20 protein-coding genes are annotated in these 13760 nt (G+C 72.5%); all 20 read right to left on the reverse strand.

Translation table 11 applies throughout. From position 1 onward, the window contains the following. Positions 1 to 152: 152 nt before the first annotated feature. Entirely contained in the window at positions 153 to 974 is an 822-nt protein-coding gene (locus tag FB563_RS20360) for an SPDY domain-containing protein (protein WP_411573221.1), read from the reverse strand. After that, complete coding sequence (locus FB563_RS20365; RefSeq protein ID WP_055709482.1) at positions 971 to 1327, reverse strand: hypothetical protein; 357 nt, start codon at positions 1325 to 1327, stop codon at positions 971 to 973. Before FB563_RS20365 ends, FB563_RS20360 begins: the two co-directional genes overlap by 4 nt. A gap of 29 nt (positions 1328 to 1356) precedes the next feature. Next, the gene (locus tag FB563_RS20370; RefSeq protein ID WP_055709483.1) at positions 1357 to 2160 is read right to left on the reverse strand and encodes an SPDY domain-containing protein; all 804 of its coding nucleotides are present in this window, start codon (positions 2158 to 2160) and stop codon (positions 1357 to 1359) included. Next, positions 2157 to 2540, reverse strand: a complete 384-nt coding sequence (locus FB563_RS20375; protein ID WP_055709484.1) for a hypothetical protein — start codon at positions 2538 to 2540, stop codon at positions 2157 to 2159. The genes FB563_RS20370 and FB563_RS20375 overlap by 4 nt, the downstream gene beginning before the upstream one ends. A gap of 356 nt (positions 2541 to 2896) precedes the next feature. Then, positions 2897 to 3649 carry a hypothetical protein gene (locus tag FB563_RS20380; protein WP_055709485.1) on the reverse strand — a complete coding sequence of 251 codons (753 nt, stop codon included), beginning with the start codon at positions 3647 to 3649 and terminating at the stop codon, positions 2897 to 2899. Positions 3650 to 3677: 28 nt separating this feature from the next. Beyond that, on the reverse strand, positions 3678 to 4217 hold the full coding sequence (locus FB563_RS20385; protein WP_324615881.1) for a hypothetical protein: 540 nt from the start codon (positions 4215 to 4217) through the stop codon (positions 3678 to 3680). Then, positions 4141 to 4377 carry a hypothetical protein gene (locus tag FB563_RS45230; RefSeq protein ID WP_055709486.1) on the reverse strand — a complete coding sequence of 79 codons (237 nt, stop codon included), beginning with the start codon at positions 4375 to 4377 and terminating at the stop codon, positions 4141 to 4143. The genes FB563_RS20385 and FB563_RS45230 overlap by 77 nt, the downstream gene beginning before the upstream one ends. 14 nt (positions 4378 to 4391) lie before the next feature. Next, positions 4392 to 5231 carry a hypothetical protein gene (locus FB563_RS20390; protein ID WP_055709487.1) on the reverse strand — a complete coding sequence of 280 codons (840 nt, stop codon included), beginning with the start codon at positions 5229 to 5231 and terminating at the stop codon, positions 4392 to 4394. Then, entirely contained in the window at positions 5228 to 5911 is a 684-nt protein-coding gene (locus FB563_RS20395; protein ID WP_234358003.1) for a hypothetical protein, read from the reverse strand. Before FB563_RS20395 ends, FB563_RS20390 begins: the two co-directional genes overlap by 4 nt. A gap of 107 nt (positions 5912 to 6018) precedes the next feature. Then, a complete protein-coding gene (locus FB563_RS20400; RefSeq protein ID WP_055709490.1) occupies positions 6019 to 6456 on the reverse strand; it encodes a hypothetical protein in 438 nt (145 codons plus the stop codon). Positions 6457 to 6556: 100 nt separating this feature from the next. Continuing rightward, positions 6557 to 7054, reverse strand: a complete 498-nt coding sequence (locus tag FB563_RS20405) for a hypothetical protein (RefSeq protein ID WP_142218833.1) — start codon at positions 7052 to 7054, stop codon at positions 6557 to 6559. Between the two features lie 300 nt (positions 7055 to 7354). Beyond that, positions 7355 to 8461: a hypothetical protein gene (locus FB563_RS20410; RefSeq protein WP_055710410.1), complete on the reverse strand. Its 1107-nt coding sequence runs from the start codon at positions 8459 to 8461 to the stop codon at positions 7355 to 7357. 84 nt (positions 8462 to 8545) lie between these two features. Further along, entirely contained in the window at positions 8546 to 8884 is a 339-nt protein-coding gene (locus FB563_RS20415; protein WP_055710411.1) for a hypothetical protein, read from the reverse strand. Beyond that, positions 8881 to 9342, reverse strand: a complete 462-nt coding sequence (locus FB563_RS20420; RefSeq protein ID WP_055710414.1) for a hypothetical protein — start codon at positions 9340 to 9342, stop codon at positions 8881 to 8883. The genes FB563_RS20415 and FB563_RS20420 overlap by 4 nt, the downstream gene beginning before the upstream one ends. A 34-nt stretch (positions 9343 to 9376) precedes the next feature. Then, the gene (locus FB563_RS20425; RefSeq protein WP_055710412.1) at positions 9377 to 10489 is read right to left on the reverse strand and encodes a hypothetical protein; all 1113 of its coding nucleotides are present in this window, start codon (positions 10487 to 10489) and stop codon (positions 9377 to 9379) included. After that, entirely contained in the window at positions 10482 to 11219 is a 738-nt protein-coding gene (locus tag FB563_RS20430; protein ID WP_079049135.1) for a glycosyltransferase family 2 protein, read from the reverse strand. Before FB563_RS20430 ends, FB563_RS20425 begins: the two co-directional genes overlap by 8 nt. Positions 11220 to 11284: 65 nt before the next feature. Beyond that, entirely contained in the window at positions 11285 to 11818 is a 534-nt protein-coding gene (locus FB563_RS20435; protein ID WP_055710413.1) for a hypothetical protein, read from the reverse strand. Positions 11819 to 11895: 77 nt separating this feature from the next. After that, positions 11896 to 12435: a hypothetical protein gene (locus FB563_RS44100; protein ID WP_244329060.1), complete on the reverse strand. Its 540-nt coding sequence runs from the start codon at positions 12433 to 12435 to the stop codon at positions 11896 to 11898. Positions 12436 to 12622: 187 nt separating this feature from the next. Next, on the reverse strand, positions 12623 to 13399 hold the full coding sequence (locus FB563_RS20445; protein WP_055709336.1) for a hypothetical protein: 777 nt from the start codon (positions 13397 to 13399) through the stop codon (positions 12623 to 12625). A gap of 44 nt (positions 13400 to 13443) precedes the next feature. Next, positions 13444 to 13758, reverse strand: coding sequence for a hypothetical protein (locus FB563_RS20450; RefSeq protein ID WP_055709337.1), 315 nt, complete (start codon positions 13756 to 13758; stop codon positions 13444 to 13446). Positions 13759 to 13760 lie beyond the last annotated feature (2 nt).

The following is a 13760-nucleotide window of genomic DNA, read 5'->3' on the forward strand; positions in this document are numbered from 1 at the left end:
CTCGTCGTGGGGCCAGCCGTCGGGGTCGGTGTGCTCGTCGGAGTAGGCGTCCCAGGAGTCGAGGATCTTCTTGCTGTCGTCGAGGAAGCCGTCGAGGTGGTGCAGGACGTCGCGGTGAGCGGTGGGTTCGAGGGTGATGGTGCGGTCCTTACTCAGCGGTGCGCGGTCGCACGGGTGGTGCTGGTCTTCGCCGGGGCTGCCGTGGTTTTCGGCTGCCGGCGGCGGGCGGCGCGCGCCTGGGCGCGCAAGGCGTCGAGCCGGGCGGTGTGCGCTGCGACGACCTGCTGCGGCGTGAGGGGGCTCGGCTGTTGCACGACGCTGTAGTGGGCGGTGCGGTCGTACATGCCGCGCTGGAGGGGGGCTGGGTCGGCGAGCGCGGTGACGAAGGCGTTGACCAGGTGAGCGGGGGTGCGGCTGTCGAACCAGGCGTGCCAGATCCGCGGGCCCCTCGGGGTGCCGTATCCCGGCTCGCAGGTTTCCACGTTCCAGCGCGCCGGTTCACAATCCCCCAGATCGCGCCGCAGCAGCAGTTCTACGTGGCACATCCCGTCCGGTGAGCGCGCCGCGTGGGTGTCCAGCTGCCAGCCTGCTGACTCCAATACCTGGAAGGGGCTGGGCTGTTCGCGGGGTGGTGGGGTGATGAGGGCGTCGGTGAGGCTGCCGAGGAGTTCGGCGGGCACGAGTTCGCCGAACTCCGCGTACCAGCCGGGCTCGGTGCCGGTGGGTTCGGCCCGCAGCCGCCACCAGGCGGAGGTGGCGGACTGCGGGTCGAACTGGAGGCTGTGCCGGTGGTCGGGGCTGCGAAGGACGATCTCGGGGCTGAGCGGGTCGGAGGTGTGGGTCCAGCCAGCTGCGGCCAGGCCGTGGGTGACGTGGCGGCCGTCTCCGGGGCCGGCCAGGTGGCGGGGGCCGGTGTCGAAGGGGATTCGCCAGGCGTGGGTTTCGGCGAAGGCGGCGAGCTGCCGTTCGCTCACCGGCACCGGCAGCACCCCGGGGCGGTCGTCGGGGTCTTCGCAGACAGGTTGCGCAGGTCGTCGAGGACGTAGTGGAGGGTGTGCTGGTCGCTCTGCTCCCATGCCGCAGAGCGCAACTCGGAGACCAGCAGGGCGGCTTCGGCCGTGTGCGGGATGCCGGGGTGGTTCTGCACGGCGCGGGCGAGGGCACGCAGGGTGTCGCCGAGCTGGACGGGGATGCCGGTGTACTCGTCCAGCAGCGGCTCGACGAGCGCGAGGGCCTCGTCGAGGTCGGCGCCCTCGCGCAGATATTCGGTCAGGTCGCAGAGCGTTTCGGTGGCGGTGCGGATGGTGTCCGGGGTGAGTGCGGGCACAGGACTCCTCGGTGGCGGGATGGTGGGGTTCAGCGGCGGGCGCGGGCGCCGCCGGCGTGGGCATACGGACGGGCGGTGGTGCGGGGACGGTTGCCGCGGACGGAGTTGCGGGCCCAGGTAGCGGCGCGGGCGGCGGTGATCCGGGTCTGCTGCCAGGCGCTGAGCTGGGAGGGCAAGACGGAGACGGAGGTGGTGCGAATCTGTGCGCTGTGCGGGACGCGTCCGCGCGGGCGCATCACCGGCTCGGGACTGGCCAGGGCGGCGGAGAAGGCTTGCACGAGGTGCATCGGGGTGGTGGCGCTGAAACTCGCGGTCCACCCGTTGCCTTGCTGGTCCCGTGCTCCGGACCACCACATCGCGCTGCCGCGTCCGTCCTGGTGGAACTGCATCCACGCCGATCCGTCCGGGCTGGTCGCGGTGTAGTGCCCCGCGTTGGGTTGAGTGCTCCAGTGCTGGTCCTGGAGCGGTTCCCACACGTTGGGGGCGTGGGCGGAGCGGGGGCGGGTGAGAGCGTCGGTCAGCCCGGCGACGATCTCCACCGGCGTCTGCCGGCCGAGCGTCGCCCACCACTCCTCCTGCTGCCCGGTCGCCTTGCCGTGGATGGTCCACCCGCCCGGCTGGATATAGGGGTCGTAGCTGATGCGAACGGCGCGGTCGGGGCTCTCCATGAGCAGCGGACCGCCCGGCTTGGAGGCATCACGCCAGCCGGAGGCGCGCAGGAACTCTGAGACGTGGCGCAGGTCGCCGCCGCCGGCGAGGGCGCGGGGCTCGACGAGGTAATGCTGTTCGGCTTGCTCGCCCGGGCCCCAGCCCTGCCACTGCTTCCTGCTCATCGGCGCCGCCGGATGACGAGCGGGGCGGGCTGTGGCGGCTGCGCAGTCCCGACGCCGGTGAGGGTGCTGACCTGGTGCAGGTGGTCGTGGTGTTCGTCCAGGTCCCCGCCGATGGCGTCGAGTTCATTGGCGGCGCGCCCGAGGGCGAGCCACACCTCCGGCGGCAGCGCGCCGCGCTCGGCTTGGACCTTGGCGAACACGCTGCTGGTGGCGACCAGGCGGGTGACGCCGCCGAGGACTCCGTCTTCGGCGTCCACCACGCGGGCGATGACCTGCGTGGCCTGATGCGGGGGGAGGTGTGCGAGGTGGTCGGCGAGCTGGCCGAGCTGACGGGTGATCTCATCAGCCAGGCGCAGCGGGTACGAGATGGGGTCGGGCATGCTCCTCCTGGGCAGGGGGTTGGGGATCAGCGGTGGTGGCCGGTGCGCCCGGCATCGCCGGGGAGCGCCTCGGGGCGTGCGCCAGCCAGAGGGTGCGGGCCAGTGGGTATGCAGGTGCGCAGGTAGGGGCGGAACAGCGCTGTCGCGAGGCGTGGGGTGAGATGCCGACGGATCGGTGGTGGAGTATGGGGTGTTACAGGGTTCTCCGGTCGGGGATGCGGGCGGGCGGCCCCGGCCCGGGTGCCGGGGCCGCCGATCGGTGCTACCGGCCGCGCCGGACGGCAGGGCGGGCATTGATGCTGCCGACGCCGGCCATTGGCTGCGCTACGGGGCGGTTGCGCGCGAGGAGGATCTCCTCATCGGCCCCTGATAGCCGACGCGCGAGCCGGGGCCGGCGGCGGCGCAGGCGGTGTCGCGGTGGGCGCGATCCGGCCGGAAGGGTGCTGCAGCGCGGTGGCGATGCCGCAGGCGTCGAGCTGCCAGCCTGCCGCGCGTACGGCCCGGGCCTGCACCGCTGTGTCGTCGCCGCTGAGCCGGTATATGCCCGTCTGCAGGTCGTGGACGAAGCCGTTGGCGGCCAGCACGGCGGCGGCCATTTCGCCGGCGGGAGCGGCGGCGAGGCTGCCGTCGGACTGCCAGGTCAAAACGACGCGGTCCGGCTGCGAGGGCTGGACGTCGGCGCGGGCGTTATGGCGGGCCTGGGCGAGGGCTGCGTCGTAGCGAGCCAGCAGGTCGCCGGCGACCAGCTCGGCGCTGTGGAACGGATCATCGCTCACGGCGATGCCGTTGGGTTCACGGATGCCGCGGTACGCCTCGTCGGGGAGGCTGGCAGGGGCGATGGCGGCGATGAGGAATCCGTCGCGCTTGTCGTGCCGGTCGAGTACGGCAAGCTGAGCACCGTCCGTGCGGGTCAGGACGGCTGCCTCGCGGAGGGGATGCTGGGCGAGGGACTCGGCGACGAGGTCCATGTCCCAGATGCGGTCGGCCAGTTCGGCGAGATCGTCCTTGTGCGCGGTGGGGTGGTGGGTGCTGGTCCAGGTGTCGGGGAGTTCGCCGGCGAGGACGTCGGCGAACGAGGCGAGGCGCCCGGAATCTTCGTGGTCGTGCAATGGTGTCCTTGAACGAGGTGGGGCGGGGTCAGCGGCGCACCCGCGAGGCCACGGGCGGCGGGGGCGCGACGGGAGCGGAGCGCGGCGGCGGTGGGCAGGCGCACACGGCGGACCGTTCACGCTCGTGGGCGGGGACCTGTTCGCTGCAGGTGCTGCGGCCGTGGTGCGGGGCGTGCCGGTCGGCGAGCGCGTCGCGGGTGTGGGCGAGGTCGGTACGGATGACGTGCAGCCGTTCGTCGGCGAGGTAGCGCAGGCGCCGGGCGATGTGCGCATCGGCCGCATCACCGAGGCCGTCGTGGAACTCGGCCGTGGCGGTGAGGATCTGGTCGATGGCGGCGAGGATGCCGTCGTGGGAGGCGGTCAGCTCGGTGAGTGCGCCGGCGGCCTCGTCGGTGGTGGTGGCCTGGCGGATGCGCTCGGCGAGCTGGGCGACCGCAGCGCCGAGGGGCAGGTCGCGGGGCCGGGCGGCGGTCGGTGTCGAAGCCGAGGTCTCAGTCGACGTGGTAGCCGACGGCCCGAAGCCGGGCCACGGCCTCAGCCGCCAGCTGCCTCTCGTCGTCCTCGTCAAGGCCGGTGGGAGCGCGGTGGTAGGACTCGTGGACGCGGACCACGGGGATGAAGCCCGCGCGCTGCAGGACGCTGTGAGCCTCGGCATCTCCGCCGCGGGCGAGGACCTCCTCAGAGTGCGGGTCCCGGTGGATGGTCAGGAACCGGTCGGCAAGGGGCAAAGGGAACGTTTCTCCTACGGTGATCGTCGTGCGGTGGCCCGGGCAGCGGCCGGTGCCGGAGTGGCAGTGCGCGGGCGGGGCGCGGTGGTGAGGTGGGCGGCCGTGGCGTCGAGGTCCTGCTGGATGCCGTGGAGGCGGTAGGCGATCAGCTCCAGGCGGTGGGCCGCGTCGGCTCCGGCGCCGCCGGGGTGGCGGGCGATGCGGTGGGCGGTGTGTTCGACCAGGCCCCGTACGGCGGCCAGCGGGCCGGAATGCTCATCGGCGAGCTGGGTGAGGACTTCCGCGAGCTGGGCCGAGGCCGTCGGCACCGATCGGGCCTGGGGTGCGGGAGCGATCAGGTGCAGGTCCTGCTCGATGCGGCGAGCCTCGTGCGCGAGACGTCGCCCAAGGTCAGCGGGCTGCTGCTGCCAAGAGCCGTCGAGCCTGATCAGGTTGGCGATCACATCGAGGCGCCCGGGTTTGCCCTGCACCGCGATCCAGTGGCAGCCGCCTGTGTCGCCGGGCCTCTCGACGCCGGCGGCACGGGCCAGACGGCGGGCGGCCTCGGCCCACTCCGCAGCGGCCAGGTCACGGTCGTCGGGATGGAGCCGCACAACGAGGTGGAAGATCGCCCGCCGGTCCCCGCGCGGGCTGGTGGCGAACGGGTGCTCCAGCAGCGGGTCTTCGAGATGCTCGGCCCACTGGGCCGCAGTCCACGTCGCCTGCTCGTCCTCCAGGGTGTAGGAGTCCAGGCCCGGCCAGTAAGCGACGACGGAGTGCTCCGGCAGACCCCCCTCGATCGGCACATCCCGTCCCAACGCCTCACTGAGCGGATCGTGCGGGGCGTTGGTCCGCTCGTTGACGCGTGGGATCACGCCGGTGTACCTCCTGCTGCCGGGGCCAGTTGGTGCTCGTGGTGGTGGTGCAGGTCGTGGGCTGCGGCGATCAGGGAGCGTTCGCGTACCAGGTCGGCGTGGACCGCGGTGTCGCCCGGTGGCAGAAGGTCCAGGGCCTTGTCGATCGTGGCGAGCCCGTCGTCGTATCGGCCGAGGCGGCGCAGTGCGCCGGCCCTGCGGAAGAGCACGATCGGGCCCTGCCCGGCCTCGAAGGGCGGCCGACTGCTCAGGGCGAGGAGCCGTTCGGCTCCATGGTCAAGGTGCTGGCCGAGCCACAGGCCGTGGAGGAGGACGTGCACGGTCTTGGCGTGGTCCCCGGCCTCGGCCAGGACCTCGTCCATCACCACCAGGCCGTCGGGGCGGGACTGGCCCAGCAGCGCGAAGGCGTACAGGGCCCGGCTGTAGCAGTCCAGCGTCTCCCGGGCAGTCTGCGGGAGCTGTTCGACGAAGGCTTGGAGGGTGGGGCAGCGGAAGTCGTAGCGCAGGGCGCTCAGATATAGGTGCCACACGGTGCGGTCGGGCACCGGATCCGCCCCGGTCGCAATGACCTGGACCGGGTTCAGCAGGCTCAAGACGCTGTGTCCGCTGGTGCGAGCCGTCCAGGCGGCATCCGCGCAGACCTCGGCCGACTCCCGCCAGTCCGCGTCGAGTTCGCGCAAGTCCGCTGCCAGGCGGGACGGCCAGAACGGGTCCGCTGGGTTCGCGGTGGCCCGGGCTCGGGCGCGTAGGAGGGCGAGGGCACGGCCGGGACGGCGCCGGGGCAGGCTCACCTGCCGCCTCGCGCGTCGGCGATGTGCACGAGCTGGTTCAGGGCCGTGGTGGTGTACCAGCCGCAGTCGATCAGCGCGTCGTTCCCGCCGTACTTCGGCAGGAGATAGTCCTCCATGGCGCGCAGGTAGATCAGGCAGTCCGGGCAGGGGCGCTTGAGGTGCACGAGGTAGCGGGGGTGAGCGGTGGTGAACGTCTGCGCCCCGCCGGTGGGGTCGCGCAGCCGCCATCCGTCTTCGTCGGTCGGGGTGTGCCAGGACGGGGCGACCACGCGTACCGCATCACCCCACAGTTCCCCGCCGGCCACGCCCTTGATGACGACGACCTGGTCGCCTGCCTGGAAGTGGGCGTGAGTGATGTCCCGGTCGGGGGTGAGCGGGTCGGGTATCGGTGAGAACGCCGGGATGGCAGGAGGAGTCCAAGAGGGCGGGATCATGCGGTCCTCTCCACGCGGATCGGGTGGCGGTGGGAGCAACAATCGTCCGGAGAATCGAGCGGTTGGCCAACCGCCGATCGTCGGGTATGGTCCGTCGCCGTCAGCGGAACGGGTTCTCCGTCCCTCGGTCCTGCTCGGTGGCGGCGTCGAGAAGTTCCAGCAGGTCAGCGCCCTGCGCATCCCTCTGGTCGATCCACCATCCGGCCCTGGTGACCGAGCGGGCCTTCTCCTCCAGCTCCGCCCAGTCCGCCTCGTCCCACGTGCCCTCGATGACCAGGGCGGTGTGCGCGGCGGTCATCAGCTGGTGACGGGACCGCTCTCCCCAGTCCAGGGCCCGCTCCGGGCCCTCCAGCGGCGGCATGTCGAAGCGCTCGGCCCATTCCTTCGCGGCCTGCTGCTCCTCGGCGCGCTTGGCGGCCAGCCACTGCTCCTTGGAGGCGGTGTCGCCGTCGCGTGCCGCCTTCCAGCACGTCGTGCAGTCCTTGCCTTCGAGCCAGCGAGCGAATCCGGCGCGCCGGTCTGCGGGGCGGTCGGACAGGTCATGGACGACCTCGTGGCCGCAAGCGTGTGTGACATTCCACTGCGTACGGACGGCCATAGATGATTTCTCCTTGAAGTCGGTTGGTAGTGGGCGCGGTGACAGGCGCGGCCAGGGGTGCGGCACGGCCCTGCGGGGACAGGACAGGCGCACGCCGGTGGTTCGGGGTGTTCACCGGCGTCGGCACGGTGAATGCCGGTGTCATCGGCCTGGCGAGTGCCGGTAATGGCCAGGGGCGCCGCGGACGAGATGGCAAGAGGGGCGGATCTGCCCGGCACCGCGCTGGAGATGCGGCGCGGTGCCGGGGCCGTCGAGGCGGTCAGGTCCGACTGCCGCCGCCCGGACGGGAAGAGGGGTGCGCTACGTGTGGTGTGCGGGGGCCGTGGTGCGGGGAGGCGGCGGCGGGAGTGTGGTGTCCAGGGCGGGGCGCGGGCGGATCCGCGGCGGCGTCGGGGTGCGGTGCGGTGGCAGGACGGCGACGGTGGCGCCGAGGTCCTCGGCTGCGTCCTTGACCTCGCGGGTGAGGAAGTCCAGTTGCCGGCCGAGGGCATCGAGGCGGGCGGCGATCTGCCGACCCTGCACGGTCTCCAACGCGGCGGCGAAATGACCGGCGGTGTGGAGGAGTTCCTGGAGGCGGACCATCGGGCCTGCGTCGTAGCCGTGCTGGGTGGCGGTGAGCAGTGTCTCGGAGACGTCGCCGGCGGAGCGGGCTTCGGTGATGTCCTGGAGCAGCTCGTGCAGGGGCACTTCGGGTGCGGGTTCCGGGCGGTTGAACCGCGAGGTGTCCGGCCGCAGGACTCCGGGTGGGACGCGGCGGGGCAGCGCCCGTTCGGCGGCGTACTCGTCGCTGTAGTGCCCGATGACTTGCCAGCCGGGCGCATCGGGGTCGCCGGTGAGGGCGATGACGGTCGAGGTGTCGTCCTCGACCAGGTAGGCGAGTGTGATACGTCGGCCGTCGGCGGCGTACCACGACTCGATCAGGTCCAACTCGCCCCGCCGCTGCGCGGCCTGGGCCTGGTGTGTCCACCTCTGTGCTTCTTCGGCGGTCAGGCCGGATCCGGTTTCGGGCCGGTGGTGCTGGTCGGCGAGGTCGGCGGCGAGTGAGCCGTGGTCCGCCCAGACGGCGAGGTGGGGCCACAGGGCCTGGTGCTGCTCGCGCTCGGCGGCGGAGCCGGGGGCGGCGGGGCGGCCGAGGATGCGGGTGATCTCGGCGTGGGAGGCGGCGAGGGAGTCGAGCAGGGCTCGCCATGCGGTGGTGTGCCGGGCGGGCGGCAGTTCGTCGAGGGTGCTGTGGGCTGCCTCCAGCAGTCCGGCGGCGTGCGGGGCGAGGTGCGTGGTGTATGCCTCGGCGGCTGCGGCGTTGCGGCGGGCGCGGGCGGCTGCCGCGGCGTGGTAGTGGACGGTGCGTCCGTAGCGGTCCTGGGTGGTGTCCAGCGCGGTCTGGGTCTCGCGGTCGATGACGGCCATCCGCAGCCGGAAGCCACGCGCACACTCCGCGAGTTCGCGGGCCGTGAGGGTGTGGTTGATCGCTTCTCCTGATGGTCGGGAAGGTCAGCGTTGGGCACGGCGCCCGGGCGGGGCCTGCGCGGTCATGACCGGCGGGCGTGCCGGTGCCGGCGGTGCGGCCTGCTCAGGGGTGTCGGCGCGCAGGTCGGGGTCGAGGTCCACCGCATAGCGGGCCGCGGTGAGCATCTGTGCCGCCCACGTCGCGTGCTCGTTCTCCCAGTCGCGCCCCATGTCGAACGGGAGCCGGATCCAGTAGCCGCGCAGCGCCGGCTGGAACAGGAAGTGTGCTCGGCGCAGGATGTCTGCGGCCAGAGGGTCCAACGGGCCTTCCACCTCGACCTCGCTGCCCTGCCCGCGGAGGATGCGGATCGGCTCGGCGGTCATCGGGAGCGTCCGGTGGCGGAAGCGGTCAGGTGGACGGTGGGAGCGTAGGCGGGCTTGGGCGGGATCGGCCGGGACGAGGGCGGGGAGGTGGTCAGTGCCGGGCCGCGTTGCGGGGAGCGTCCGGCGGCGGCCCGCGCGATGCGGTTACGCCGCTCGGTGTGCTCGGGGACGGCCATGGGGTTGTGGCGCGGGCCGGGGGTGATGACGGGGTCGAGCAGGTAGTCGGCGTGCACGGCATACCCGTGGCGGCGCAGGTCGTGGACGGCCTGGCGGGTGCGTCGCATGCCGTCACGCTCGGGCTCGGTGAGCCGGTACATGCCGGGCCGTTCCGGGACCGGCTCGAACTGCTCGCGGGTGAGGAACCAGTGGGCCAAGTTGGCGGGCATCGCCGGGGTGGCGGTGGCGACGAAGCCGTGGTGCGGATGGGTACCGAAGGCGAAGTAGGCGTCAGGGGGCAGAGGCAATGGGTGAGCCCTTTCGGTAGAGCGGCGGTCACCGGTGGGGTGCGGGCCAGCCCGGCGGGAGGGCGCGGGCCGGCGCCGAGACGGCCAGGGCGGAGCGTGCGTGCGGGGTCGCTGCCCGGGCCTGGCGGAGGAACGGCTCGCTGTGGGTGAGCCAGGTGGTGATGGCCGGCCACGTCCGGAGGTTGCGTTCCGGGCGGGCGAGCGGGCTGCCGAAGGCCAGCTCCTCGCGCACGGCCTCGGCCTTACCGAGGGCGTCGGCCAGCTGCGTCAGGGCCTCGGTGTCCTCGGGCCACGGGGTGGCGGTGGGGCGGCAGCGGTCCAGCAGCGCGGGAGCGTGGTCCACGACGGTCAGGAAGTCCCGCCAGGCGCTGTCCAGGAACTGTGCGGTCGTGGCGCCCAGCGCGTCGATATCCAGCGGTGTGGCGTCGCTGTAGCGGCCGGAGGCGACCATCGCGGCCCAGTTGTCGTGCTCGGTGCGGATGCGGTCGAGGGCGCCGACGACGGTGGTGATCCGGCGGGCGTGGACGGCGCGGTCGTAGGCGGGCAGGTACCGGTCGGTGATCTCCCTCGCGGCGCGGCCGGGGAAGGGCGGCAGGACGATGCTGCGCGGGGCGTGCGGATCGCCGTACCCTTCCCCGAACGGCTCCGGGGCGAAAGCGCCGACAAGGTAGTGGAGTTGGTGGCCGGGGCGCTCGATGAGTAGCAGGGTGGTGCCCGATGCCGCATCGGTGAGGGTGGCGGCGTAGGGGATCCGGTCGGTCTGCACGGCGCGGCCGAGTTCGCCGCTGTCCCACAGATACGGCACGAGATCCTCCTGCCACACGGGGTGGCAGTACAGCTCGACCTGGGTGTCCCACTGGCCGGACAGGACGCGGGCGATGTCCCGGGCGGCGTCTCCGATGAAGCGCCGGCTGCTGGCCGTCACCGTGACGCCGTGCGCCTCGGCCGAGCGGACCAGGCCGGCCACGGTGGCGCGGGAGGCGTCCGGATCCCCAGCCTGCAGGCGGTACACACCGGCGTCGCCTCGCTGGAATCCTGATGCCTCCAGTGCGATGCCCGCGGCCTCGTACTTCGTACCGGACGGCATGGCGAGGATGCCGGCATCCCGGCTGTAGGCGAGGATGATCTGCGCATCAGCCACGGCCGTGCACCTGGCGGTTGAGGGCGGCCCGCAGGGCGCGGCCGTAATGCCAGGCATGCTCGCGGGCGGCCGGCTCGAGCTGGCCATATCCGGGCTGGGACGTCATCTGGCCTGCGTATTTTCGATATCTGTACACCGCCTGGGGCAGCAGGATCCCGGGAGCGAGGCTGGTGACGCCAACGGCCGCGCAGTAGTCCTCCCCCTGGACGAGGCCGCCCATCGGGGCGGCCCGCACCAGCTCGGTGCGCGCGAGGATCGTGGTCGGCCCGATCGGGATGGTGTGCGCCGGCGAGCGCCAGTACGTCCACACATCCCCTGCTTCGTGCCGACCGGGCGGCGTCGGGCAGCGCCACAGCGTGGTCGACCCGTCTGAGTGGAGGTCCTCGCTCCAACCGGCGCACCAGCCAACCCCGGTCGACTCCAGCGCAGTCAGCCGCGCGGCCATGGCGTCGGTGGTGAACTCGTCATCATCGTCAGCCCAGTTGACGTACTCGGTGCGCACCTCGTTCAGGCCAAGATTGCGGGCACAGGCGGCTCCCACCGCGCGGGGCAGCACGAGGGTGCGGACGCGGGGGTCTGCCGCGAGCGGCTGAGGCAGTCGGGCGGGGTCGGCGCCGTCGATCGTGACAACAGCCTCCCAGGGGACGCCCTGGCGTTGCAGGCTGGCGTGCATCGCGGCCAGGTACTGCAGGCGGTCGGACCGGAGCTGGGTGGCGATGACGACCGTGATCTTAGGGCGGGTGTGCTGAGACAGGGAGTTCTCCAGGGCGGGGGCGAGGACCGGGCGGAGCGGGGCTAGCGGCGGGCGCTGGACCGGGTCGTGGAGGCGGGCGCGGCTGCCGGCTTGGCGGGCGCGGCGTTGGGTTGAGTGGCGCGGAGCGGGACGGTGGCGGGGATGGGCCGGCCGGGCTTCCACCGCGCGTAGCTGTCGCTGAAGCGGGCGCGGGGATCGGTGGTCCAGTCCACGACGGGGCCGCGGTCTTCCTCGGGCAGGGGGATGACTTCTATGCCGTGCGGGTGCAGGACATAGCCCCAGTCCAAGCCGCCCGTCGTGGCCTGCGTGACGAGTTCACGCTCGGCCGGCGTGCCGTCCGCGTTGATGACGTTGGTGAACTTGCGGCTGGGGTACTGCATGCCGCCGGTCAGGGCCTGGCGCAGGGCGTCGGGAGCGCCGTCGAGCAGGTCCGTGCCGAGTTCGGACCAGCCGTAGTCCACGTCGTCGATGAGGTGGCGGGCCATGGCCTCGACGTCTCCGGCGAAGCGGTGCTGGTAGGCGGCCAGCAGCAGGGGGAGCCGGTTGCTGGGATAGCCGTCGTAGTGGACGTACATGCCGGCGTAGCCGGTTTTGGTAGGACGGGCGATGAAGGATCGGGTCGACAGAAGAGGTCTCCGGAAGTGTTGGCGGGCTACCGGCTGTGCGTCGGGCCGGCGGGAGGGGTGCCGGGCGAGGCCGGGGGAAGGCCGGGCCCAGTCGGCCTGTGGGGCGGGGTCGGCGGGGTCGGTGCCGGGTCGTATGCGGCGCGCAGGGCCGCCAGGTCCGCCTGGTCGGCGATGGCCAGCACGGACAGGCTGCGGCTGGCCGCTGCCATGAGCATCTTGGGCGGGGACCCCGGTTCCGCACCGCGGTTCTGGCCGCGCCAGCGGGCGGCGGCCACCAGGTAGTCGCTCACCGCCTGGAGCACCGGTTCGGCCGCGTCCAGCAGGTGTCGGGTGATCGCACTGGCCTGCGCTGGTGTCTCGGCGGCGGCGAGAGCATCGAGGTAGGGGCGAAGGTCGGGGCTCGGCAGGTCCTGCTTGGGCAGCGGGTGCTGGGCCAGGAACGGCTCGGCGTCCCGCTTCGCCCAGCGCAGCAGGTCGTCTCGGGTGGCGATGCCGTAGCGGGCGGCGGTGATCTGGTCGGCATCGCGGCCGACGTTGTCGTACAGCTCGAAGTCGGGGTGCTGCATCGGGGTGGGGCTCCTTGAAGCGGCGGGGCGCCCGGATACGGCTGCCGCGGTGCAGGTGCGGCGAACAGCCGTATCCGGGCAGGCGCGCGGTAGTTGAAGACGCGGCGTTCCGGTTATGCCGAGCCAGGTGCGGCCGTTTTCCCCAGGTTGTGGAAGAGGGAAGGGGCGGGTGCGGCCGGCGGTCGGCTTACCGGTGTCGGCCGGGCGCGAAGGCGCTGGTCGGTGCGGGGACGGCCGGGCCAGGGGAGGTGGTGGTGGGTGCGGTGATGTGGCGGAGGTTCACGCCGATGCCGCGGTGGGCGAGCTGGTGTACCAGGGCCTGCACGCGCATAGCGCGGCCGTCCTCGCCGTATGCGGCGGGCAGCAGGAACGCGGCCTGGTGGGGGTGGTACTGGAAGCCGAGGGTGTACAGCGTCGTGCGGGCGTCCTCGGGGACGTGTGCGTACGGCGTGCCGAGGGCGCCGTCCTCATACCAGGTCAGGGTGACCACGCGTGCCACCGGCGGCGGTCCGGGCCGGTGCGCAGGCTCCGGCTGGCGGGCCGCGTTGTGACGTACGAAGGCCAGCGCGTACCGGTAGCGGGGTAGGACCCGGCGGATGACCGCGGCGGCAGCGCGGGCCGGATCACTGGTGACCTTGATTCCGTTCGGTTCGGCCACACCGTCGTAGTGGTGTGGCTTGACGCCGTCCTCGGGTGCGAGGGGGGCGACGAGGAACTGGTGGCGGTGCAGCGGTCGGTCGATGACGCACAACTGCTGGTCGTCCGGACCGGTCAGCGTGCAGTGGTGGCCGAGGACGAATTCGCTGACGGCCCACTGGACATGTCCGCAGTCCCAGACGCGGTCGCTGAGGGGGAACTGGTCCTTGTATTGGGTGTGTTGGTGGTACTGGCTGGTCCATTCGCCGGGCAGGCGCGAGGCGAGCGCGTCGGCGAAGGAAGCCAGGTCGGTGCGGTAGGCGTTCATGTGCTCCAAGGGGGGCCGCCGGGGCGATGGCGTGAGTTGTGGGCTCAGAACGGGAGGCGAAGGGCGCGGGTGGTGCGTGGCGGGCCCGGCGGGAGGCCCGGGATGCAGCCATAGGCGGGCGTTGAGTGGCAAGGCGCGGTGGCCGGGTCGGGCTGGGCTGTCGACGGCTCCCCCTCATGCGACCGGCGGTCGCCGTCGGCGTACTCCCAGGTGAACTCGTACTCGTCGTACGAGTCGATCACGCCCGTTTCCAGCCGGGCTTCGCGGTCCGCGACTTGGGCCAGCAGCTCGTCCTCCTCTTCCTGACACTGGAGCCATTCGGCCCATTCGGCGTCCGTCAGGTTCGGTGGGCGCTGCATCG

The sequence above is a fragment of the Streptomyces puniciscabiei genome (genome assembly GCF_006715785.1).
Taxonomy (GTDB): domain Bacteria; phylum Actinomycetota; class Actinomycetes; order Streptomycetales; family Streptomycetaceae; genus Streptomyces; species Streptomyces puniciscabiei.